The following is a 21,197-nucleotide window of genomic DNA, read 5'->3' on the forward strand; positions in this document are numbered from 1 at the left end:
ACAAAAATATTACTTCATTTCCACCACCTCACTTTTAGCGATGATATGGTATAGCTTAATGGTGAGCGCATGGAAAAGAATTTTAGCATTGGCATTTCTTTCAATATAATACGCCGCTTTATCTAATTCTGCTATGATAGCCTGGTGCTGATGCAGGGAAGCGATCTTATTTAACCGCAATGCGAAATCTCTTTCTGCATCCGGTAACTGGGCACTTATTTCCGGCATTACCTGCAGGCGGATGGATTGTTGTAATAAATGATTGAAATAGCGCAAAAATTGTTTTTGCTTTTCCCGGCCCTGCCGGCTTATTTCTTCAATCCATTTTACCTGTGCGATAGGGCCGGTTTTTAAAATAGCGTTCAGCCAGTCCCGTAATATACCCTGCCAGTCATCGCCCGAATGCTGCAGCAATTGCAGCGCTTCATGATAATTACCTTCACTTACCAATGCAATCTGCCTTGCCTGTTCCGGCGCAATCTTACCTCTTCCGGTTAAGGCGGCTTCTATATCTTTCATATCTAATGCCGGAACCTTAACTAATTGCGTACGGGAAAGAATGGTAGGCAAAATAAGACTTTCATTTTCCGCTACCAGCAGAAACAGGGTATCCTGGGGTGGCTCTTCTATTAGCTTAAGTAATTTATTCCCGGCATTGCCCAGGTATTCGGGCAGCCACATCAGCAAAATTTTATACCGGCTTTCAAAACTTTTGAGGCTCAGCTTGCGGATAATATCGTTGCATTCGTATGCCGTAATATTACCCTGCTTGTTTTCGGCTCCTATAAATTGCAACCAGTCGTACCCGTTACCATACGGATATTGCTTAATAAATTCTCTCCACTCCGTAATATAATCCGAACTCAAAGGCTTGTCGCCACTTTTCCTGGGAACAACGGGATAGGAAAAATGAATATCCGGGTGGATGAGCCCCCCCGCTTTCGACCATGCAGGCTGTTCCTGCATCCAGGCATCAGCCTGCTGCCAACTTTCATTTACAGGCAGCGCATCGGCTGACCCGGCGTCAGCTTCACCAAACAGGGACAGGGAATCGCCGGCAGGATCTCCGGTATTTGCATAAGAAAAAAGACTTACGTAACTGGCAAAGGCCAAAGCCAGCGGTAATGCGCCGGAGCCTTCTTTTCCTAAAAATAATAAAGCATGACTCAAGCGGTTTTGTTGTACTAACTGTAAAAGCTGCTGTTTTACATCCTGTTGCCCTATAACATCCTTAAATAACATAGGCTGCTAAAATACGCATTCCCGTGAAAGTAAATCTGAAGGAAAGTTATTTACCTGAGTAAACGGGCGGCTTTAGGTATCTTTTCCTTTTTGAAGCTCTTTTTTACCGGCTCGCCTAATTTCTCCATTACAAGTGCCGCACAGCCAATCAGCTCGGCCTCGTAGCCTAAGGTAGAAATAGCAATTTCCGTATTAATGGCAAGCCGGGGGATGCAGTGTTCGTTGAGCGCCTGCTGTATAGGCGCCTGCCAAATTTTGCCTGCCAGTGCCCCCCTGCCACTCAGCACCACAATACCGGGATTAAGCAGGTGAATTAATATAGCGATGCCCCTTCCTATATTATACCCTGCTTCCGAGAGCAGCTCTATGGCAAAACGATCGCCTTTTCCCGCCGAATGAATAATGGCCTCGGCATCTTTTTCCAGGTCCTCTTCTTTTCCGGAAAGCAGGCGCTTCAGCGCGCTTACTCTTCCCGCCTGCATCCCCTCTTTCGCTTTCTCTACGATCACAAACAGCGATGTTTCTGTTTCGAGGCAACCGCTTTTACCGCAACTGCACAATTTGCCATTGTTAAAAAGGGGTATATGACTAAACTCTCCCGCAAATCCGTTATCGCCCCTAAAAAGAGCGCCTTCCAATATCATGCCCAGCCCCACACCCCAACCAATATTAATAACCATCGCATTCTTCCTGTTGCGCACAGCGCCAAACCTTAATTCTGCCAAACCCACAATACCCGAGTCGTTTTCAATATAGGTGTGAAGCCCGGTGCTTCCTGCTATATAATCGGTAATACTTTCACCTGTAGCAGGTAAAAAGGTATAATTAATCCCCTTTTGCGAATCTACAAAGCCGGGCATGCCTATGCCAATGCCTGCGATCTTGGTTTTGCTAATACCCGACTGCTTAATTACGGATTCAATTTTATTAGTAAGCACTGCTAATGCCGCTGGATTATCTGCCAGCCGGAGCTCAAATTTTTCCACAGCACAAACATGCTTATTTTGCATATCCATGATAGCAATGCGTGTAAAAAACTGATCCATAGCTACAGACACGATATACAGCACATCTGCCCTGAGCGAATACATTAACGGGCGCCTGCCGCCACTGGAAGGCGCATAGCCTGTTTCCACAACTATGCCTTCTGCAATAAGCTCATTCAGTATTTTGGTAGTAAGGGAAAGGCTTTTATCTATTTTATGGCTCAGCTCAGCACAGGAAAGCAGGTTGGAAAAGTAAAGTTGCCTGGTGATTTTTCTTTTATAAGATTGACTTTTACCTGCCATACAGATGAATGAATACCTCGTTTTTACAATAAAAGGTAAGTTAACACAAGTTTTTTAGAAAAATAAAAATCAATGGGTGGCAAACCAGCGCTTCCTTGTTATCCCTTATTGAACGCTAAATGCTATTCCCGACTATGCTTCCTGCCCCATCCAAATGGCGCCGCCAATACTACTGCGAAGGGCGCCGGTTACCGATGACAATACATTATTTTCCTCCCGCCAGCGAAGAACGCCTATTAAAGCCATTACCAGCGCTTCTTTGTATTTAACCGTTTTTTCGTCAGGAATCAGCAGTTCAACATTGTGCTGCTTTACCTGGTCCTGTATGCTTTGTATTAAAAAAGTATTAAATGCGCCGCCACCTGTAACCAGCATTTTTGCAGGTTCGGTTCCGGGGTTTATGTTTCTTTTAATTTGCTCTACCGCCGCTTTAACCTGCAAGGCTATATGCTCCGAGTAAGTACACAACGCATTTCCCAGGTGCGGCTCTTCCTTTAATATCAGCGGATATACCTCATTATTTCCAAAATCGTTAGACAGGGATTTGGGGTACTGTGCCTGGTAAAAAGGGAAACTGTTTAATGCATCGAGTAATGTTGTGTTCACTTTACCGGAGGCTGCCATCTGCCCGCCTTCATCGTATGCTTTACCCGCCTTGGCTGCAAGGAGGTTTAAAACACGGTTGGCTGGGCAAATATCAAACGACACATACGTATCGCCGCTATGGGCAGAAAGATTAGCAATGCCCCCGATATTCAGGCAATAGTCATATTCGCTAAACAGCAGCTTATCCCCTACAGGCACAATAGGAGCACCCTGCCCTCCCAGCGCCACATCCAATGCCCTCAGATCGCTGATAACCGGTGTGCCGGTTTCGGCGGCTATAGCTGCGCCATCTCCTAACTGGGCGGTCATTTTTTTACCAGGCACATGAAAGGTTGTATGTCCATGAGAGGCAATGAACTGCACCTGGTAGTGCAATTGATGTATGTTAATAAATGTATTTACCTGCTCTCCCAGAAAATGGCCATATTCGGCATGCAACAGCTGATAATCCAGCGCATTAAGTTGTATGGCAGATTGTAATTTGTTGATCCATTCCTCCGGATACGGATAACAATCTGCATATTCTATATCAAAACTCCATGTACCTGCGTTTTCATGAAAATGGACGTAAGCGATATCCAGCCCGTCTAACGAACTGCCGCTCATAAGGCCAATAGCCCGGTAAATCATTAAAGAAATTTTAGATTACAAATTACTGCGTTTAGATTTGTTGCATAAAACTATTGATTTACACGGAACTATTGGTAACCCAAACAATGTTTTATGGTTATAAACCTTAGTGCAGCATATTCGTTAATGAGTACCTGGGTAAGCGAGTTAAGGCATACGGAAATACAAACAGACAGGATGCGTTTCCGAAAGAACTTAGAACGGATAGGCGAAGTAATGGCTTACGAAATAAGCAAAACATTAGCATGGGAGGAAAAGGAAATCCCTACTCCCCTGGGCATATCGGTATGTAAGGTAATGAAGGAGCAACCCGTGCTGGCTACAATTTTGCGTGCAGGATTACCTTTTCACCAGGGGGTGCTGAATTTTTTTGACAAAGCCGATAACGCGTTCGTATCTGCTTACCGGAAGCATCACAGGGACGGATCTTTTGAGATCAGCATTGAATATGTTTCCTGCCCGGATCTGGAAAACCGTGTACTGATCATTTCAGATCCTATGCTGGCAACGGGTGCATCTTTAGTTAAAACGCTGCAGTTTTTAAAAGCGGTAGGGCAGCCAAAGGAAATTCATATTGTTTCGGCAATTGCCTGTACGGTAGGTATTGAATATGTTCGCAGGGAAGATCCTGAGGTGAAAATATGGTGCGGCGCTATAGATGATGAGCTAACAGCCAAAGGATATATTGTGCCGGGGTTGGGTGATGCAGGCGACCTTTCATTTGGCTCAAAGACACAATCTTAACCGAAATATTCGTAACTTGACAAACAATTTAATCAGGATGAAAAAAGTCCTCGTACCACTGCTGCTTTTTGTGTGTATGAATGCTTATGCGCAGGACCCGCATTTTTCACAATTCTTTTCATCGCCGCTTACATTAAACCCGGCCTATACAGGTAAGTTTGACGGCACTTTCAGGGTAGCCGGCAATTACCGCAATCAATGGCCCACTATTAATAACGCTTTTACTACAGCTACCGCTTCGGTTGATTTTGCGATGCTGCAAAACCGTATTCCCGAATTTGATACCTGGGGTGTAGGCATCATGGGCCTGAATGACCAGAGTGGTAATAAAATACTCAATAATAATTTTATTTCCGTATCTACAGCTTATCATAAAGCATTGGATGAAAATGGATACCATACCCTAACCGTTGGCTTCCAGGGAACTTATGCCAATAAGCGGCTTGATATTACTAAAGCAACCTTCGAAGACCAGCTTACTTCTTTGGGCTTTACCGGTGTTACCAGCGAAGTATTCAATAACAACAGCAATGTTGCCGTAAATTACTTTGATGTGAATGCGGGTTTGCTGTACAGCGGCAGCACCAACGGCTATAATAATTTTTATGCAGGTGTATCATCTTATCATATCAACCGGCCGAAAGAATCTTTTAAAGGGGGTAATTATATCCTTAATCAAAGGCTTACTATCCACGGCGGAGGGTATGTTCCCATTGGCCGCATCACCACCTTTCATGGCAGCTTTATACACCAGCGCCAGGCGGGCGCCACAGAAACCGTGCTGGGCGGCGCTATCGCCTTTAACCTGAGTGATGATGAAGACTTAGAAGCCAATTTATACACCGGGTTGTGGTATCGTTTTGGCGATGCTTTTATTCCTTATGTAGGTATTGAATTTTCGGGGTTCAGGTTAGGATACAGCTATGATATCAATAATTCTTCCCTGAGCACTGCTTCCAACAGCAGGGGTGGAAATGAAATTTCACTCATTTTTATAAGGAAGCCTTCTGATCCCGGCAGGAAAAAGCTGGGTTGCCCCAAGTTTTAGAAAAGTCCAGGCTATTTTAACTTGAGTTTTCTGTGTTTGTTATCCTTACACACACAGGCACAGTAGAAACATAGGAACACAATAGAAATAATAAGAAGAAACTTATGTGTACCTATACACCCACGATGATCCCCGGGGTATATTGAGCTACTACCCAATTTTTCCGGAGCCAAAATAGCTATGCAGTACACCGGGCAGTGCAATATAATTTTCCTGTTGATTATTCTCAAGCAGGCAGGCCACAATGCGGGGGAGGGCCAGCGCGCTGCCGTTTAAAGTATGCAGCAACTGGTTTTTGCCATTTTGATCTTTGAACCGGATCTTTGCCCTGTTAGCCTGGAAGGCTTCAAAATTACTCACAGAGCTCACTTCTAACCAGCGTTCCTGGGCGGCGCTGTATACTTCAAAATCGTAGGTAAGGGCCGAAGTAAAGCTCATGTCGCCACCACATAGTTTCAAAATGCGGTAGGGAAGTTCGAGGCTACCCAGCAGCTTTTCTACATGTGTTACCATTTCTTCCAGCGCATCATAGCTTTTGCCGGGATGCGCAAGCTGTACAATCTCCACTTTTTCAAACTGGTGCACCCGGTTTAGCCCGCGCACATCTTTTCCAAAGCTCCCCGCTTCCCTTCTGAAGCAGGGTGAATAGGCCGTCATTTTCACGGGCAGGTTCTCTTCCTTTATAATTTCATCCCGGTAAATATTGGTAAGCGGCACTTCTGAGGTAGGGATCATGTAAAAATTGTCGGCAGGCATATAATACATCTGCCCTTCCTTATCCGGCAACTGGCCGGTACCATACGCTGAGGCTTCATTTACCATAAAAGGCGGAAGATATTCGGTATAGCCTGCGGCGGTATTATAATCCAAAAAATATTGTACCAGGGCTCTCTGCAGCCTGGCACCCTGCCCTTTATACAAAGGGAAACCACTACCGGTAATTTTGGCCCCGGTTTCAAAATCAATGATGTCGTACTTTTTTATCAGATCCCAATGGGGAAGCGCCTGCTCCGGTAAATGAGGCTTCGAGCCGCCTTCCCGCACTAATACATTATCTTCCGGTGTTTTGCCGGCAGGCACCTTATCAGAGGGCAGGTTGGGGAGCTTTACCAGTTCATGCAGCAACAGCTTTTCCGTTTCCGCCAGCTTTACATTCAGCTCACCGATCTGCAATTTATAATCAGCCACTGATTTTTTTGCGTTCTCCGCTTCTTCTTTCTGCCCTTTGGCAATAAGCTGTCCTATAGTTTTGGAATGGCTGTTTACTTTCGACTGAAGCGTTTCCAATTCAAGCTGAAGCGCCTTCCTGTCATCATCCAATACAATAATCTTATCAACCAGCTCAATACCGGGAAAATTTTTAATCGCCAGCTTTTCTTTTACACGGGCCACATCCTGCCTGATTATATTTATTTGTAACATGTTCAGCAATTTCAGGCAAAGGTAATTGTTGACGCAAAAGAACCAAGTATTCAAAAGACAAGAACCGGTAATATGCAAAAATCCGAAGATTCAAATCCGAAATCCGAAGTAAAAGCGCCAGGAACCAAATGACAAGAACCAAATAAATTTCAAATCCGAAGATCAGCCTGTCGTTACTGTCACCGATAGCTAATGATCTGATCGCTCAAACCTGAGACCTGCAATCTGAAACCTGCATCCATCCCAAAGGCTCTCACTCCTTACCGCTCACCTCCGCTTTCACCAGCTCATATTCGTAACCTTTTTGCAGCAGGTAATCCTGCAATTTTCGTTTTTTTATAAAAATATTCTTTTCCCCTTTCAATTGCGTCCATTTAACGGTAGCTAATTTTTGCAGTGTTTGCCGGTAAGGTTCTTCATCAATTTGTGCCAGGGCCTTTTTGATGCAATAGCTGCTTACCTGCTTTTCTTTGAGCGCCTGCTCTATTTTCTTTTTGCCCCATTGCTTAATTCTGAACCTGCCGCCTGCAAACTGTATGGCAAAACGTTCTTCATTCAGGTATCCTTCTTCTATTAATTGCGCAACCAGCAGTTCCGCTTCTTTTTTGAATAAACCCAGGTCGTATAGCTTGCCCATAACCTCCTTATGGCTTCGCTCCTGGTAAGCGCAATAGTGCTTTATTTTGAGGAGCGCCTGTTCCTGGGTAACCTTACCGCGTAATATCATATAACTAAACATAGCAGCCTGCCGGCCGAAGCGGGAAGTTAGTGGATTAGTAGTTGATATTGTTTAAAAAAATAAGGGTAGTTTTATTGCCTTAATTCTATATTTGCCATAATCCTAATTTAACCGATTTATGAAGTTTATTGTTTCCTCATCCGCATTGTTAAAGCAGTTACAGCAGATCAGCGGCGTTATCAGCGCCAACACGGTTTTACCTATACTGGAAGATTTTTTATTTGAAATAGACAAGAACAGGCTCACTGTAGTGGCTACCGATCTGGAAACAGTAATGAAAATCCATCTTGAAATTGAAGCCCGCGACAACGGGCGCATATGCATACCCGCAAAGATCCTCATAGATTCACTGAAAAACCTTCCAGACCAACCGCTTACTTTTACCATTGACAAGAACTTTGGAGTGGAAATTACCAGCGACAATGGCAAGTATAAGGTAATGGGCGAAAACCCTGATAATTTTCCCAAGGAACCGGCAGCCAAAGATACCAATATGTTTACCATGAGCGCTTCTACCCTGGTAACCGGAATTAATAAAACGCTTTTCGCCGTAAGCAATGACGATCTTCGCCCGGCAATGACAGGCGTGTTTTTTGAATTGGATCCAAAAGGAATTACGTTTGTTGCCACAGACGCCCACCGGCTGGTACGCTACCGCAAAACGGATGTGAACTGCCCCCAGAAAGATAGTCTTATCGTTCCTAAAAAACCATTGAATCTTTTAAAAAGTGCGCTTCCGGATAATGAGGATGAGCTAAAAGTATCTTATAACAGCAATCATCTTTTTATTGATCACGGCACCACTGAGCTGGTTTGCCGTCTCATTGATGCCCGCTTCCCGGATTATAAAGTGGTGATCCCCGCAGAAAATCCGTATAAAATGACAGTAAGCCGCGCCGATTTTCAAAACGCTCTCCGCAGGGTGAACGTATTCAGTAACAAAAGCACCAACCAGGTTGCGCTTAGTATTACCGGAGCCGAATTGCAGTTAGCAGCACAGGATATTGACTTCAGCTTTGAAGGTAATGAAAGGATGAACTGCCGTTATGAAGGGGAGGATATGCAGATTGCTTTTAATGCTAAATTCTTAATTGAGCTGCTTAATGCTACCGATAGCACTGAAGTAGTAATGCAGTTATCCACACCTTCAAAAGCCGGGATTATAACGCCGGTAGATAAAGAAGAGAACGAGGAACTGCTGATGCTGGCCATGCCCCTGATGCTGAACCAGTAGCATATTAATTGTATGGTGTATGCCCTTCATTACGGTAAGGAGTTTTGATAATTATATTGACGCCAATCTGTATGAATGATTTTCTTCAATACTGGGAGCATATACCCAGCGCTCACCGGGTGCTGATATTGATGGGGGGAATGATTGTCTTCTGGCTGATCGAAGGTTATTATCCCTTGTTCCGTTTTTCATTTAAAAGATACCGGCATGCCGGCGTTAACCTTGTTTTTTTAGCCTGTACGCTGGTGCTTAATATTATTTTTGGGTACACTACCATTAAAGTATGCAGTTGGGTAACAGCGCACCAGTTTGGTTTGCTGTATGTATTTGACCTGCCGGTATGGATAAAAATAATTGCCACGCTTTTCTTCCTCGACTTTTTCGGACAGTACGCCCCGCACTACCTCATGCATAAAATAAAATGGATGTGGAAGTTTCACATGGTTCACCACAGCGACACCAAGGTTGATGTAACCACCGGCACCCGCCATCACCCCGGTGAGTGGCTGTTTCGCGAAGCTTTTACAGTTGTTGGCGTACTGGTGCTGGGCGTTCCTGTTGCCTATTATTTCCTGTACCGCAGCGTATCAGGTTTCTTCACCCATTTTACCCACGCTAATATACGGGTGCCGCTATGGCTCGATAAACCATTGAGTTGGGTATTCATTTCACCCAATATGCATAAGGTCCATCATCATTTTGAGCGGCCTTTTACCGACACTAATTTTGCGAATATCTTTTCTTTATGGGACAGGATGTTTGGCACATTTGCCTACGAGGATCCGCGGAATCTTACATATGGGCTGGATGTGCTGGAGGGCAGGGATGACGAAGATCTCGGCTACCAGTTCAGGATTCCTTTTGACAAAACGATAAAGACGGATTATTAATGATCGTCCTATCTTTGAAAAAAATATTACTATGAAGATCGTTGCCATGATTCCTGCCCGCTATGCCGCTTCCCGTTTCCCGGGAAAGCTGATGAAAATGCTGGGCGATAAAAGTGTAATAAGGCACACGCATGACAACACGGTTGCCACCGGCTTGTTTGACGAAGTTTGGGTAGTAACCGACAGCGATATTATTTATGATGAAATAACAGCGCACGGCGGCAGCGCGCTGATGAGCACTAAAGAGCACGAATGCGGAAGCGACCGGATTGCGGAAGCCGCTGCACAAATGGATATTGATATTATTGTGAATGTGCAGGGCGATACGCCATTTGTTAAGCGTAAGCCTTTGCAGCAGCTTATTGAATTATTTAACGATGATACGGTGGAAGTGGGTTCCATGATGCGGCCGCTTAAAGAAAAAGAGCTGATTGAAAATCCCAATATAGTAAAAGTAGTTACCAGCCTTAATATGAATTCCCTGCTGTTCAGCAGAAATCCTATTCCCTATCCACGCAATGAATCTATACCTGTTGTTCACTATGAACATATAGGCATATACGCTTTTACGAAGCAGGCATTGCTGAAATTTACAAAATGGCCCGTAACACCGCTGGAAGATGCCGAAAAAATAGAATGCCTGCGCTTTCTGGAACACGATATACCGTTGCGCATGACCATTGTAGACTACAAAGGCGTTGGTATTGATACGCCCGAAGACCTGAAAAGAGCCGTGGAGTTTTTATGATCTCACTTTATACACAAACAAATGATACTGCCCGGTTATGCCATCGCCGGCACAAGGGGATGTCATACTTTTGATAAAATAACGTGAGTTTTGGAAGTTATTGAACCACATAAAAACAGAGGGATATAGATTTCACACAGGTATCAGGCAGTACGCTATGGGTTTTCTTTGTGTACTATATTTTTATGTGTTAAATACCCAAAAACATAAAGAATAACAAATTGATCTCCATTTCCGAACATCCAAAATTCAGATTAAATTATGAACTGGGTACTGTTAATTATCGCGGGATTGTTTGAAATTGGCTTTGCCTCATGCCTGGGCAAGGCAAAGGAATCAACCGGCAGTGCAGCTAATATGTGGTACGCCGGTTTTTTTGTATGCCTGTCTATCAGCATGTATTTACTGGTAAAAGCTACGCAAACCTTACCTATCGGTACCGCTTATGCGGTATGGACGGGCATTGGAGCTGTAGGCACCGCTTTGATGGGCATTCTTGTATTTAAAGACCCCGCCGATTTTTGGCGTATTTTTTTCATTACTACACTTATAGGTTCTATTATAGGGCTAAAAGCTGTTTCGCATTAGGTATTGCCACCACACGGCATAAAAGCGGCAGGTGGTCGCCGATTTTAAACGGCAGTTAATGCCGGGGCATCGCAAGCTGCTGTATTAAATTCCCGATCTGCTTTTTATACCCCGAAAGAAAAGGCCTGAACACAGAAAAATTAAAAGGAAAGTTTTCGGCTTCCCGGAGGCTTTGCTGCAGGGAGAATGCGTTTTCTGCACAAGTATAAAAAATTTTATTCTGGTGAAGCCATTGTGCAAGATACTCCTGTTCGGGCTGACCCGGGGTAGGAATCAATATGGCTTTATGTTCCAGTTGCACCAGGTCCATAACGGAAGTATAGCCACTGCGGCAGATCACCCATTCCGATTGTTGTATGGCAGCACCCAGCTCACCCGATGAAAAAAAATTCACTATTGCTGTACTTCCATCCACTTCCATAACGTCATTACAATCCGGGAGTCCGCGTACTACCAATGCTTTTCCCTTGTATGTTTTGAGTTCATTCAGCAGCACCTGTTCCCATATCGTACGCCGTGGCTCGGGGCCCGACAGTATGATCAGCAGATCATATACTTTGTTTTCCTCCTTTTTTTCAAACCGCGACAAGGCGCCTGTATAGCTTGTATGCGGAGGCAATACCGCCGGATGCGACAAGTCTCCGGCAAGGTTCTCCGTTCCTTTAAAATCAGGCACCCAGCATTCATCGAATTTCCTGATCTGCCTGTAATTGATTTTCTGTATGAGCTTATCCGCCAGTTTTCCCATTCCTGTTTTAATACCCAACTGGTGGGTGATGAAAACAGAAAATGCTTTCCCGGAATAAAGTCCGTACCGGTTATCGCTTATGATAACATCAAAATGATACTCATCCATTGCTTTTTTCAGCCAGCGGTGTTCCCGCTTTACAGAAGCTATTATTGCAGGAATTTGTTTGACCATCGTCCATCTGAAACCGGATTTTGTGTTATGGTAAATAATATTATACCCGTCTAAACGCAAAAAAGGCAGTAAGGGGAACTCCTTACGAAGCAGTTGCAAACTGTTTCCGCCCGCGGCGATCCATACTATGCAGTTCCGGCTAATCAATTCATTTATAACAGGAATACAGCGGGTAGCATGCCCCAGGCCCCAGTTCAATGGCGCCACTAATATTTTTGGGGGATGCATGCCGGAATTCAAATTAAACAGGTATTATTGTTAATCCTTTTAAAAGCGTTATGGCTATAACAATAATTTAAAGATAATTTAGTTTAAATTTACACCACGCAGCAATTCAGAAAATAATGAGGAAAAGAAGCTATAAGATTTTTTTAGTGTTGTTTCTGCTGATAGCAGTTATGACGGCCGGGTGTGGTGTTTTTAAAGGCGGGCAAAAGGGTTGTGGTTGTCCCAGTAAGAAGGGAATGGTAGGTTATTAACAGCGCGAATACACTATCCATAATTGAAATCCTATAAGTATGAAAACATCCAATCGTGATTTACTTGTATTACTGAAAGATGAAGCTATGACCAACCAGGCCATAGAACAGGAAGTAGAGCAATTAAATGAGATACTTTTTCATATAGAGTCTGCAGATACTTTTTGCGGGGCAAATGAAGTTATTGATATGAATAAGTACAGGATATTGCAGGATGAGAAGTTTTTGGCAGAGATGATGTACCAGAGTGAATTAAAACCCTTCATTTTTCTTTGCAATAAGAACTGACCTCTTTGTTGTTCGTCATATTACAAACGAACCCGTACGTGTACGTTAATTCAGGGTCGTTCATTCACTTCGTGTACATGCACCCGTTATTTCCCTTCCAGTTGATCACAATAATCAAGTGACCCCAATCTTAACCGGACCGGAATTTTTACAGCCTTTTCAAGCTGCCATTCTTTTTTACAAAAAAAGCCCAGGCAGGAACTGTAATAAGCCGCAGGCGGTGCAGCATCAATTTTTTTTAACCGCAGCATACTGCGCATCATTTGTGTACTATCGGCATATGCCGCCTGCTGTTGCTGAAACCAGCTATAATTTAATGTATAAGTCTTATGCTGAGCCGGAACTGCATATGCTGATATATTACCGTTGTATTGTATTTGCGCCAGGCTATGATTACAGCACAAGCACAGCATTAAAGAAACAGTTACTCCAAAGTATAGTATAGCTTTCATTTGCTCTGTAAAGATACTGTATGGAATCGTTATGCTGTTTTGCTTACAGGCTGCGGTATTTTATAATAGGCCGGCTTTCTGCCGCTGTAACAATTTTCCTGTTGTTCCGACTAATATATTTGCAGGTATAATAACAGCTTGGCTACAGATCAAATACAGGAACGGTTCCTGGAATTAATACAGGAAAATGCAGGCATCATACACAAAGTATGCCACCTGTATTGTCATTCGGCCCAGGACAGGCAGGATCTTTTCCAGGAAATTATAGTACAGCTCTGGAAGGCTTTCCCCAAATTCAGGAATGAGTCAAAGATCAGCACGTGGATGTACCGGATCGCACTAAATACCGCCATCTCCGATTTTCGCAAACAACAGCGAAGAATCATCACAACGAGTGAATTACCGGCGGAATCTATGGAACTGCAGGAACACAACATACTGGAACAGAAAGAACGGCTGGCACTCTTGCAAGAAGCTGTGACCCATTTGTCCGATATTGAAAAAGCCATATTAATGCTATACCTCGAAGAAAACAATTACCAGGAAATGGAAGAAGTACTGGGCATTGGCCAGGCAAACCTGCGGGTTAAAATAAACCGAATTAAAGAAAAGCTGCGCAGGCATACCGGGCAGATGCAATAGCTTTCTTTACTATAGTGTTCAAATAATAGGAATAATGGAATTAGAATATTTAAAAGAGGCGTGGAAAAAAGCAGGTGAAGTTGATGCTATGCCTGTTGAGGAAAAGCAACAGTTGCTGCTTTTACCCGGCACCCCGTCTCAAAGCCTTGTTTCAAAAATAAGACGCAATCTTTTTTATGAATTGCTTATTGTGCTTGTATGTGTTACCGCTATAGCTGTGTTTTATTTTGTGTCATTTGGCGGCCGGCTACAGGAAGTAAGCTGGGCTTATATACTGCTGGCTATTCTTTTTATAAGCTATTTTTATAAGAAGAATAAATTGCTCAAAGCCATGCAATGTCCTGCATGCCAGGTAAAATACAACCTCAGCTTACAACTGGCAACACTGGAAAAATATGTGCGGCTTTACCTTATTGCCGGCACCGCAATGGCCCCGGTTGTTATGCTTCTCTTTTATTTGCTTTTACATTATAAGCACATCATTATTTTTGCTTCGGCATACGCCGGAAAAGAACCTTCGGCATTTGCTTTGCTATATCTGCTGATTACCGTTATTTTTACCATTATCTTTTATTTTTTTAACCGGTGGTACGCAGGTCGTTTATACGGCAGGCATATTCAAAAGCTAAAAAACCTGTTACTGGAAATGGAAGAATGATGTGAATGAGGATTAATAAGAAATGTATTAACATGCGCAAACTTCCTGTTTTATTTACCGCTTTTTTTGTACAGCATTTTTGTGCTCCCGCTGTTACTGCACAAACAGATAATGCGCTGCTATGGGAAATTTCCGGGAATGGTATCAGCAGCCCGTCTTATTTGTATGGCACTGTACACATGATCTGTACTGAAGATTTTGTAACGGGCAAACAGCTTCAGGAAAAATTTAAATCCGCACAAAAGGTTTTTCTTGAAGTAGATATGGATGATCCGGCCATGAATATGAAAATGATGCAGCTTTCCCTGCTGCAGGGCAAAAAGCTGAGTGACATGTTCAGCGACAGCGATTATAATAAGCTGAATATTTTTTTTCGTGATACCATTGGTATGCCGCTCACCCTGCTGAATACCATGAAACCTTTTGTATTGTTCAGCATTCTTACCCTTAAAAGCCTTCCCTGTGCTGAACCCCAATCGTACGAGATGACCTTTGTTAACATGGCAAAAGAACAAAATAAAGAAGTGCTGGGGCTGGAAACCATTGAAGATCAAATGAAAATATTTGACGATATGCCCGACAGCGTGCAGGTGCAAATGGTAATGCGGTATGTTAATGGATTTGATGAGCAGAAAAAAGAGTTTGTCAAAATGATTGACGCCTATAAGCAGGAGAATCTTGATATGATATACCGGCAGATTATGTCTTCACCCGATATTGCCGGCTCGGAAGAAGTGCTTTTATATAACCGTAACCGCAGATGGATACCCGTTATGGAAAACGCCATGCAAAGCGGAAAAATATTTTTTGCCGTAGGCGCAGGACATCTTGGCGGTCCGAAGGGCATTATTAACCTGCTGCGGGAAAAAGGATATACGGTTAAAGGAATAAAAGAGGAGAGATAGAAAGCACCAAAAACCAAATGACAAAAACCAAATAAAATTCAAATGCTGAATCCGAATACTAAAGTTCGAAATCCGAAACGAAATGCAACGATAAACCCAATATTGAAACGGATTTTCCCCTGCAACCTGCAACCTGTACCATCTCTCAAACCTAATCCTGTCCTGCATTACCTAATACTGCTGCAAGTTCTTTTTCCAGCGCATCTCCTCTTAAATTCATGGCAATAATCTTTCCCCCCGGATCTAACAGCAAATTATAGGGAATGCCTTCAATACCATACAATGGCACTACCATACTTTCCCATTCCTTTAAATCGCTTACATGCTGCCAGGTTAATCCGTCTTTATGGATAGCGTTTAACCACGCTGCTTTATCCTTATCTAAAGACACACCAAGGATCGTAAAGTTTTTGTCTTTGTAGGCATTAAAGGCCGCTACGATGGATGGGTTTTCTTTCCGGCATGGTCCGCACCAGCTCGCCCAAAAATCTACCAACGTATATTTTCCCCTGAAAGATTCCAGCGTAACCGTTTGTCCTGTGGTATCGGGTAAACTAAATGCCGGTGCAGTTTTTCCAACAGCCGGCATAGCCATCTGCCGGGTAAGCAACGCGGTATAGGCATCGCTTATTCTTTTTACTTCTTTATTGTTGCTAAAGCGGCCCGCCAGCCTGGTAACAAGCGGTTGCATTATCGCGGGATCCATATTCTTTTGCTGTAAAATACCAAGCGCATATAAAGCGGTCGCGGAACTGTTTGCCGTGTCGGTATAACGTACCAGATATTCCTGCGCCTCCGCTGTTTTTTGCTGCGCAGCGCTGCTCCATATGTTTTTTAAACTGTCTGTTTCACTTTGTATACTATTGCTTTTCAGCGTGTCAATAGCCGTCAGATAACCATTAAAAGTAACAAGCAAATTTTTGAGTGATGAAGAGGCTGGGGAAGAAGTAGTATAGCCTGAAAAATCATTCCAGTTCGCAGCAATATGAATCACAGGCTCATCATTGCTGAATAAAATATACCGGCCATCCTTTTCAAACCGCACACTATAAATACCTTGCGCGTCCATAAGCGTTTCAAACCGGCAACTGCTGTTCCCCGCTTCAATAGTGGCGGTATCCAGTACTACAGCCGATGTTCCGTAAGCTTTTCCGATCAGGGATACTACCTGTGTTTCGGGGTTGTTTTGCAGGGTGATGCTTACCTGCGTGAGCTCCCGTTTTTCTTTACAGGCGGTAAAAAGAAGCACAGTAATGATCAATACATTAAATACCGTGACTATGCGTTTCATATAAAATCATTTCAGCCTGCAAGATATTCAACATTACCCAGTATAAAAAAGGCGGCTGCCTGTATGCAACCGCCCCGGAATATAAATCATTATGAGCTTCCGCTACAGGTCTGTCGTTTTTAAATTTTTGGGGATCTTTATATCAATCTGCACGGTTTGATTATTGCGCAGCACGGTAACCGGGTAGGACGATTTGTCTTTCAGCTCACTTATCTTCTTTTTAGCATCGCCGGCATTTCTAATTTCCGTGCCATCAATTGAAGTAATAATATCATCTTTTTGTATGCCCGATTTTTCGGCCGGGGAAGCCTCGTTTACATCCAATACTTTTACCCCGTTACCTTCTTCCGTATCCTGTATGCGAATACCCAACTGTGGTTTGCTGTTAAACATACCCCAATCGCCCTGCCAGTTTTGAGGCCCGCGAAACTGAAATGATTTCGACATGTCTTCATTGAAGGAAGGTGCATCAAAATGAAAGGTGCGTGCCGGTGACCTGCGCTCTCCCAGGGTAACCTTCACCTTCTTCTGTTTGTTATCACGCAGATATTGAACCTGTATGTCATCGCCGGGTTTCAAAGCGCTGATGGCATTAGAGAGGGAAGAAGGATCCGTAATTTTTTTATCACCTGCTTTTGTAATAATGTCTCCTTTCATTAATCCCGCCTTTCCGGCCGGGCTGTCATCTGTTACCTGGCTGATCTTTGCTCCTTTTTCATCTTTTTCCGTATATACGCCAAGCAGGGCTTTGGGCTCCGTGGTAGTTAAAGCATCATCACCCGAAAATCCCCAACCCAGGGGTGGAACAGGAGCGCCCGGCGGAAATGGAGCACGCGGCGCCCGGAACGTCCTGCTACCGTCTGCCCAATCATTATCTGGTCCAAAAATTTTCCTTTTCCGGATAATAATATCATCATCATTAAATTCCGCTAAGGGTTCTCCATTAACGGTAATTTTATCTCCATCCACCACAATGGTTATTTTCTCATCCTTATCACCCTTTTTTTTGATGATGATCTCTTCCTCTTTTTGTTTTTTATTTTTCAGGTCCTGTGCGCTAACGGAAACGCTGACCAGCATACAGGCAAACGCCAGTATAGTTAACACAGTACCTTTACAAAATGCTGTTTTCATACCATTTGATTTTTAATTACGAAAGTATTAGTAGATCAAATGTAAAGCATTTCTTTTAAATACGAAACATTTCGGAAATGTTAAAATACCGACAGGATGGGTATAATCAATTGAACGAAGGTATAGCCCACTATACACTGCCATGAGGTTGTTACCGCGCTGATGCTATGTTACTTTTTTGCAACAAACTGCCGGAGCTGTTCCCTGTATGCACTTCCCCTTTTGTAAGCCGAATAATCTATGCCCGACAGCAGCAGGGCCTGTATAATAAGCGCTATTCCAGTGCCTGTTCGGAATGCAGAACCTATTTGGATGTTTACAAAAAACAGGCGGTTCGTCCATAGCAATACCACACCTGCAGCCAGCAAAATAAATTCCAGCGCTAAAAAAACAGTTATGCCCTTTACTGCTTTTTCTATACGGGGCAGCTCTTCTGCTTTTAATTTGCCCGGGTTCATGTCGTATGCATATACCACATCAATTCGCTGCTTGTCGCTTTTTACATATATGCTATAGCCTGTTGCCATTTGCACTACACCCAGGATGACCAGGGGCCATGCTGCGCCTTTATATAACGGGGTTTTCAAAAAAATAAAAAAGATAACAGCAATTACCATAGCCGCAATACCTATAATGAGCAATAACATACCTGCATTTCTCTCGGCAATAAAATATTGTTCTATACCTGCTTTGGTGAGCATACTGTACGTTTTAAGATACTTTACCGTATTACCATTTTAAATAATTTCAGCCGGCCTTTAAACGGAGGATATTTCACGGCGGGATCAATCCATACTGGTGTTTTTAATACGGATTTTAACCGGCTGAAGGCATCGAAAGAATACTTCCCGTGATAGTTGCCCATGCCGCTGTTGCCAACGCCTCCGAAGGGCATGGAATGGCTGGCGAAATGCGCCAGGGTATTATTAATGCAGCCGCCTCCAAAATGTACCGTATTGATCCACGCTTTTTCTTTCTGCCTGCTGCCGGTAAACAGGTAAAAAGCAAGCGGGTTCGGATTGCGTTCTATAACGGCCAAAGCTTCCTCCATGCTGTTAAAAGTAATAAGGGGTAAAACAGGCCCAAATATTTCCTCATTCATCAGCGATGCATCCAGTGATACATTATCCATTAAAGTAGGCTCAATAAAAAGATTGGCTTTGTTGTGTGCGCCGCCAAACAATATATTGCCCTGCTGCAAATAGCTCACCAGCACATCAAAACGTTTTTCATTGATGATTTTGCCATAATCATAACTTAAAGCGCTATCGCTATAAAATGCCTGAATTGCTTTTTTCATCTCCTCCACTAACCTTTCTTTTACCGAGGCATGCACCAGGATATAATCGGGAGCAATACAGGTTTGTCCTGTATTCGTAAATTTTCCAAACACCAGGCGCTTTGCCGCAACAGCTATAGGGGCATCTGCTTCTACTATTGCCGGGCTTTTGCCGCCCAGCTCAAGTGTTACCGGAATAAGTTTTTTTGCAGCCAGCTCATAAATGGCTTTGCCAACCGGTATGCTGCCGGTAAAGAATACATGATCGAACCGGAAAACATTCATCAACTCCGGAATTACCTGCGCGCCCTCTCCCTGAACTACGGAGATATACTCCGGTGGAAAAACAGAACTGATTATTTTTTCAATCAGTACTGAAGTATGAGGCGCCATTTCGGAGGGTTTTATAACGATGCAATTACCCGCGGCAATGGCACCGGCTACGCCCAGCATAACCAGTTGCAAAGGATAGTTCCATGGCGCTATAATGAGCACTACGCCCAGGGGATCTCGGTACACCGTACTGCCCGATGGAAAATTAACAACACTCACCGATACGGTTTCAGCCTTCATCCATTTGCGCAGGTTTTTAAGCATATAGCTGATTTCCGCGAGTATAAGTCCCAGCTCCGAAAAATAAGCTTCTTCTTTACTTTTTTTGAGATCGGCGTATAAGGCATCATAGATCTCCTGCTCATGCTGCAACAGTGCCTGCTTTAATTTTTTTAGCTGCAGCTTTCTGAAAGAACAGGAACGTGTGGCCCCGCTGTTATAATAAGTACGGATGAGCTGCAAAGCTTCGGTAGCATTCATGTGGTTGATTTGGCCATATGTTGTTTACGCTAAATCTAATTTAGGTTTATTCTGTAGTATTTTTTCAATTTTTTCAATGATCTCAGGAGTGAGCAGTGCAACCACATCAAGCGCTTTTAAATTTTCCTCTAATTGCTGCTTTTTTGTTGCGCCAAGTATAGTGGTGGTAACGTTGGGGTTATGGATGGTCCATGCAATGGCTAGAGACGCCAGCGGTATATTCATCTTTTTTGCCAGATCTCCCAGTTTTCTTACTTTTTGTATTTTATCGTCCTGCACCCACCTTTCCTTCAGCCAGTCGAAACCTTCAATAGCCAGCCGCGATCCGGCAGGAATGCCGTCATTGTACTTGCCTGTTAAAAACCCTGCTGCCAGCGGGCTCCATATGGTAGTGCCCATACCTGCATTTTGAAAAACAGGCAAATAATCCTGCTCCATCTTAAACCGTTCAAACATATTATACTGGGGCTGCTCCATGGCAGGCCCGATGAGTTTATATTGCTGCGCCACACGGTGGGCTTCCATAATTTCGGCGCCGCTCCACTGGCTGGTGCCCCAGTACAGGATTTTGCCCTGTTGTATTAAATGGTTCATTGTCCACACTACTTCTTCAATGGGTACGGTGGTATCCGGACGGTGACAAAAATACAAATCAAGATAATCCACCTGCAGGCGCTGCAGGGCTTCCTGGCAGGCTTCAACCAGGTGTTTGCGGCTAAGCCCGGTTTGATTGGGCTTGTTGTGCTTTCCCCTCCAGCCAAAATAGGCCTTGGAAGAAACAATATAGGAGCTGCGTTCCCAGTTTTTTCGCTTCAGTACCCTTCCCATCAGTTTTTCACTTTCCCCTAACGCGTATACTTCCGCGTTATCAAAAAAATTAATGCCACTGTCGTAGGCAATACCCATCAGTTCATCTGCCAAACGATCATCAACCTGTTTATGAAAAGTAACCCAACTGCCATAAGATACAACACTTAGTTGCAATCCTGTATGTCCCATAATACGATAATCCATGCCTAAAAAATTAGTAATCAACAATATAAAATGGATACTCAAATTTAAGCCTTTCTCAGGTAGCAAGCATCCTGCGGTTGGTTGCAATATCCGTTTATTTCAAAGTTTTTTCCTTTTCTTTGTAAGGAAGGGGCTGTATA

At 43.6% G+C, this 21,197-nt stretch carries 22 protein-coding genes; 10 read left to right on the top strand and 12 right to left on the bottom strand.

Annotated features, from left to right (window positions below; translation table 11 throughout):
- Nucleotides 1-9: 9 nt before the first annotated feature.
- From PLE34_RS03210 to PLE34_RS03220, 3 genes are all read right to left on the bottom strand, one after another.
- A complete protein-coding gene (locus PLE34_RS03210; RefSeq protein WP_324554159.1) occupies nucleotides 10-1,242 on the bottom strand; it encodes a DNA polymerase III subunit in 1,233 nt (410 codons plus the stop codon).
- A 50-nt stretch (nucleotides 1,243-1,292) separates the two neighbouring features.
- Complete coding sequence (locus PLE34_RS03215; protein WP_324554161.1) at nucleotides 1,293-2,531, bottom strand: ROK family protein; 1,239 nt, start codon at nucleotides 2,529-2,531, stop codon at nucleotides 1,293-1,295.
- 132 nt (nucleotides 2,532-2,663) lie between these two features.
- Entirely contained in the window at nucleotides 2,664-3,767 is a 1,104-nt protein-coding gene (locus PLE34_RS03220) for an anhydro-N-acetylmuramic acid kinase (RefSeq protein ID WP_324554163.1), read from the bottom strand.
- A 93-nt stretch (nucleotides 3,768-3,860) separates the two neighbouring features.
- On the opposite strand from PLE34_RS03220, the gene upp reads away from it, so the two are divergent.
- Together upp and PLE34_RS03230 are read left to right on the top strand one after the other, a co-directional pair.
- A complete protein-coding gene (gene upp / locus PLE34_RS03225; protein ID WP_324554165.1) occupies nucleotides 3,861-4,511 on the top strand; it encodes a uracil phosphoribosyltransferase in 651 nt (216 codons plus the stop codon).
- Between the two features lie 37 nt (nucleotides 4,512-4,548).
- On the top strand, nucleotides 4,549-5,559 hold the full coding sequence (locus PLE34_RS03230; protein ID WP_324554166.1) for a PorP/SprF family type IX secretion system membrane protein: 1,011 nt from the start codon (nucleotides 4,549-4,551) through the stop codon (nucleotides 5,557-5,559).
- Nucleotides 5,560-5,709: 150 nt separating this feature from the next.
- Here PLE34_RS03230 and serS read toward each other — a convergent pair whose 3' ends face one another.
- Both serS and PLE34_RS03240 read right to left on the bottom strand, forming a co-directional pair.
- Nucleotides 5,710-6,981: a serine--tRNA ligase gene (gene serS / locus PLE34_RS03235; protein WP_324554168.1), complete on the bottom strand. Its 1,272-nt coding sequence runs from the start codon at nucleotides 6,979-6,981 to the stop codon at nucleotides 5,710-5,712.
- A gap of 253 nt (nucleotides 6,982-7,234) precedes the next feature.
- A complete protein-coding gene (locus tag PLE34_RS03240) occupies nucleotides 7,235-7,708 on the bottom strand; it encodes a regulatory protein RecX (protein WP_324554171.1) in 474 nt (157 codons plus the stop codon).
- A 130-nt stretch (nucleotides 7,709-7,838) separates the two neighbouring features.
- On the opposite strand from PLE34_RS03240, the gene dnaN reads away from it, so the two are divergent.
- From dnaN to PLE34_RS03260, 4 genes are all read left to right on the top strand, one after another.
- Nucleotides 7,839-8,954, top strand: coding sequence for a DNA polymerase III subunit beta (gene dnaN, locus PLE34_RS03245; protein ID WP_324554173.1), 1,116 nt, complete (start codon nucleotides 7,839-7,841; stop codon nucleotides 8,952-8,954).
- 71 nt (nucleotides 8,955-9,025) lie between these two features.
- The gene (locus tag PLE34_RS03250; RefSeq protein WP_324554175.1) at nucleotides 9,026-9,844 is read left to right on the top strand and encodes a sterol desaturase family protein; all 819 of its coding nucleotides are present in this window, start codon (nucleotides 9,026-9,028) and stop codon (nucleotides 9,842-9,844) included.
- A gap of 31 nt (nucleotides 9,845-9,875) precedes the next feature.
- Nucleotides 9,876-10,592: a 3-deoxy-manno-octulosonate cytidylyltransferase gene (gene kdsB / locus PLE34_RS03255; RefSeq protein WP_324554177.1), complete on the top strand. Its 717-nt coding sequence runs from the start codon at nucleotides 9,876-9,878 to the stop codon at nucleotides 10,590-10,592.
- A gap of 261 nt (nucleotides 10,593-10,853) precedes the next feature.
- On the top strand, nucleotides 10,854-11,180 hold the full coding sequence (locus tag PLE34_RS03260) for a DMT family transporter (protein ID WP_324554178.1): 327 nt from the start codon (nucleotides 10,854-10,856) through the stop codon (nucleotides 11,178-11,180).
- Between the two features lie 55 nt (nucleotides 11,181-11,235).
- Here the strand turns inward: PLE34_RS03260 and PLE34_RS03265 are convergent, their stop codons facing one another.
- Entirely contained in the window at nucleotides 11,236-12,330 is a 1,095-nt protein-coding gene (locus tag PLE34_RS03265) for a glycosyltransferase family protein (RefSeq protein WP_324554180.1), read from the bottom strand.
- A 290-nt stretch (nucleotides 12,331-12,620) separates the two neighbouring features.
- Here PLE34_RS03265 and PLE34_RS03270 point away from each other — a divergent pair, with 290 nt between their 5' ends.
- On the top strand, nucleotides 12,621-12,869 hold the full coding sequence (locus PLE34_RS03270) for a hypothetical protein (protein ID WP_324554182.1): 249 nt from the start codon (nucleotides 12,621-12,623) through the stop codon (nucleotides 12,867-12,869).
- Between the two features lie 86 nt (nucleotides 12,870-12,955).
- Here PLE34_RS03270 and PLE34_RS03275 read toward each other — a convergent pair whose 3' ends face one another.
- Entirely contained in the window at nucleotides 12,956-13,321 is a 366-nt protein-coding gene (locus PLE34_RS03275; RefSeq protein ID WP_324554184.1) for a hypothetical protein, read from the bottom strand.
- A 138-nt stretch (nucleotides 13,322-13,459) separates the two neighbouring features.
- On the opposite strand from PLE34_RS03275, the gene PLE34_RS03280 reads away from it, so the two are divergent.
- From PLE34_RS03280 to PLE34_RS03290, 3 genes are read left to right on the top strand one after another with little or no spacing between them, the layout of a single operon-like run.
- Nucleotides 13,460-13,963, top strand: a complete 504-nt coding sequence (locus PLE34_RS03280; protein WP_324554186.1) for an RNA polymerase sigma factor — start codon at nucleotides 13,460-13,462, stop codon at nucleotides 13,961-13,963.
- A 34-nt stretch (nucleotides 13,964-13,997) separates the two neighbouring features.
- Nucleotides 13,998-14,621 carry a hypothetical protein gene (locus tag PLE34_RS03285; RefSeq protein WP_324554188.1) on the top strand — a complete coding sequence of 208 codons (624 nt, stop codon included), beginning with the start codon at nucleotides 13,998-14,000 and terminating at the stop codon, nucleotides 14,619-14,621.
- Nucleotides 14,622-14,653: 32 nt separating this feature from the next.
- Nucleotides 14,654-15,526, top strand: coding sequence for a TraB/GumN family protein (locus tag PLE34_RS03290; protein ID WP_324554190.1), 873 nt, complete (start codon nucleotides 14,654-14,656; stop codon nucleotides 15,524-15,526).
- A 151-nt stretch (nucleotides 15,527-15,677) separates the two neighbouring features.
- On the opposite strand, the gene PLE34_RS03295 is transcribed toward PLE34_RS03290, so the two are convergent.
- The 5 genes from PLE34_RS03295 to PLE34_RS03315 form a co-directional block, all read right to left on the bottom strand.
- Nucleotides 15,678-16,817, bottom strand: coding sequence for a TlpA family protein disulfide reductase (locus PLE34_RS03295; protein ID WP_324554192.1), 1,140 nt, complete (start codon nucleotides 16,815-16,817; stop codon nucleotides 15,678-15,680).
- Nucleotides 16,818-16,919: 102 nt separating this feature from the next.
- On the bottom strand, nucleotides 16,920-17,951 hold the full coding sequence (locus PLE34_RS03300) for a PDZ domain-containing protein (protein WP_324554194.1): 1,032 nt from the start codon (nucleotides 17,949-17,951) through the stop codon (nucleotides 16,920-16,922).
- Nucleotides 17,952-18,121: 170 nt separating this feature from the next.
- Nucleotides 18,122-18,652 (bottom strand): hypothetical protein, encoded by a 531-nt coding sequence (locus PLE34_RS03305; RefSeq protein WP_324554196.1) that lies wholly within the window; start codon nucleotides 18,650-18,652, stop codon nucleotides 18,122-18,124.
- Nucleotides 18,653-18,672: 20 nt separating this feature from the next.
- A complete protein-coding gene (locus tag PLE34_RS03310) occupies nucleotides 18,673-20,043 on the bottom strand; it encodes an aldehyde dehydrogenase (RefSeq protein ID WP_324554198.1) in 1,371 nt (456 codons plus the stop codon).
- 24 nt (nucleotides 20,044-20,067) lie between these two features.
- Complete coding sequence (locus tag PLE34_RS03315; protein WP_324554200.1) at nucleotides 20,068-21,057, bottom strand: potassium channel beta subunit family protein; 990 nt, start codon at nucleotides 21,055-21,057, stop codon at nucleotides 20,068-20,070.
- Nucleotides 21,058-21,197: the final 140 nt, after the last annotated feature.

It is taken from the genome of Agriterribacter sp., assembly GCF_035445465.1.
In the GTDB taxonomy this organism is placed as follows: domain Bacteria; phylum Bacteroidota; class Bacteroidia; order Chitinophagales; family Chitinophagaceae; genus Agriterribacter.

Bases quoted from the DNA above. Each gene is read 5' to 3' on its own strand.
- PLE34_RS03210 (WP_324554159.1), bottom strand. From the start codon at position 1,242: ATGTTATTTAAGGATGTTATAGGGCAACAGGATGTAAAACAGCAGCTT.
- PLE34_RS03215 (WP_324554161.1), bottom strand. From the start codon at position 2,531: ATGGCAGGTAAAAGTCAATCTTATAAAAGAAAAATCACCAGGCAACTT.
- PLE34_RS03220 (WP_324554163.1), bottom strand. From the start codon at position 3,767: ATGATTTACCGGGCTATTGGCCTTATGAGCGGCAGTTCGTTAGACGGG.
- upp (WP_324554165.1), top strand. From the start codon at position 3,861: ATGGTTATAAACCTTAGTGCAGCATATTCGTTAATGAGTACCTGGGTA.
- PLE34_RS03230 (WP_324554166.1), top strand. From the start codon at position 4,549: ATGAAAAAAGTCCTCGTACCACTGCTGCTTTTTGTGTGTATGAATGCT.
- serS (WP_324554168.1), bottom strand. From the start codon at position 6,981: ATGTTACAAATAAATATAATCAGGCAGGATGTGGCCCGTGTAAAAGAA.
- PLE34_RS03240 (WP_324554171.1), bottom strand. From the start codon at position 7,708: ATGATATTACGCGGTAAGGTTACCCAGGAACAGGCGCTCCTCAAAATA.
- dnaN (WP_324554173.1), top strand. From the start codon at position 7,839: ATGAAGTTTATTGTTTCCTCATCCGCATTGTTAAAGCAGTTACAGCAG.
- PLE34_RS03250 (WP_324554175.1), top strand. From the start codon at position 9,026: ATGAATGATTTTCTTCAATACTGGGAGCATATACCCAGCGCTCACCGG.
- kdsB (WP_324554177.1), top strand. From the start codon at position 9,876: ATGAAGATCGTTGCCATGATTCCTGCCCGCTATGCCGCTTCCCGTTTC.
- PLE34_RS03260 (WP_324554178.1), top strand. From the start codon at position 10,854: ATGAACTGGGTACTGTTAATTATCGCGGGATTGTTTGAAATTGGCTTT.
- PLE34_RS03265 (WP_324554180.1), bottom strand. From the start codon at position 12,330: ATGCATCCCCCAAAAATATTAGTGGCGCCATTGAACTGGGGCCTGGGG.
- PLE34_RS03270 (WP_324554182.1), top strand. From the start codon at position 12,621: ATGAAAACATCCAATCGTGATTTACTTGTATTACTGAAAGATGAAGCT.
- PLE34_RS03275 (WP_324554184.1), bottom strand. From the start codon at position 13,321: ATGAAAGCTATACTATACTTTGGAGTAACTGTTTCTTTAATGCTGTGC.
- PLE34_RS03285 (WP_324554188.1), top strand. From the start codon at position 13,998: ATGGAATTAGAATATTTAAAAGAGGCGTGGAAAAAAGCAGGTGAAGTT.
- PLE34_RS03290 (WP_324554190.1), top strand. From the start codon at position 14,654: ATGCGCAAACTTCCTGTTTTATTTACCGCTTTTTTTGTACAGCATTTT.
- PLE34_RS03295 (WP_324554192.1), bottom strand. From the start codon at position 16,817: ATGAAACGCATAGTCACGGTATTTAATGTATTGATCATTACTGTGCTT.
- PLE34_RS03300 (WP_324554194.1), bottom strand. From the start codon at position 17,951: ATGAAAACAGCATTTTGTAAAGGTACTGTGTTAACTATACTGGCGTTT.
- PLE34_RS03305 (WP_324554196.1), bottom strand. From the start codon at position 18,652: ATGCTCACCAAAGCAGGTATAGAACAATATTTTATTGCCGAGAGAAAT.
- PLE34_RS03310 (WP_324554198.1), bottom strand. From the start codon at position 20,043: ATGAATGCTACCGAAGCTTTGCAGCTCATCCGTACTTATTATAACAGC.
- PLE34_RS03315 (WP_324554200.1), bottom strand. From the start codon at position 21,057: ATGGATTATCGTATTATGGGACATACAGGATTGCAACTAAGTGTTGTA.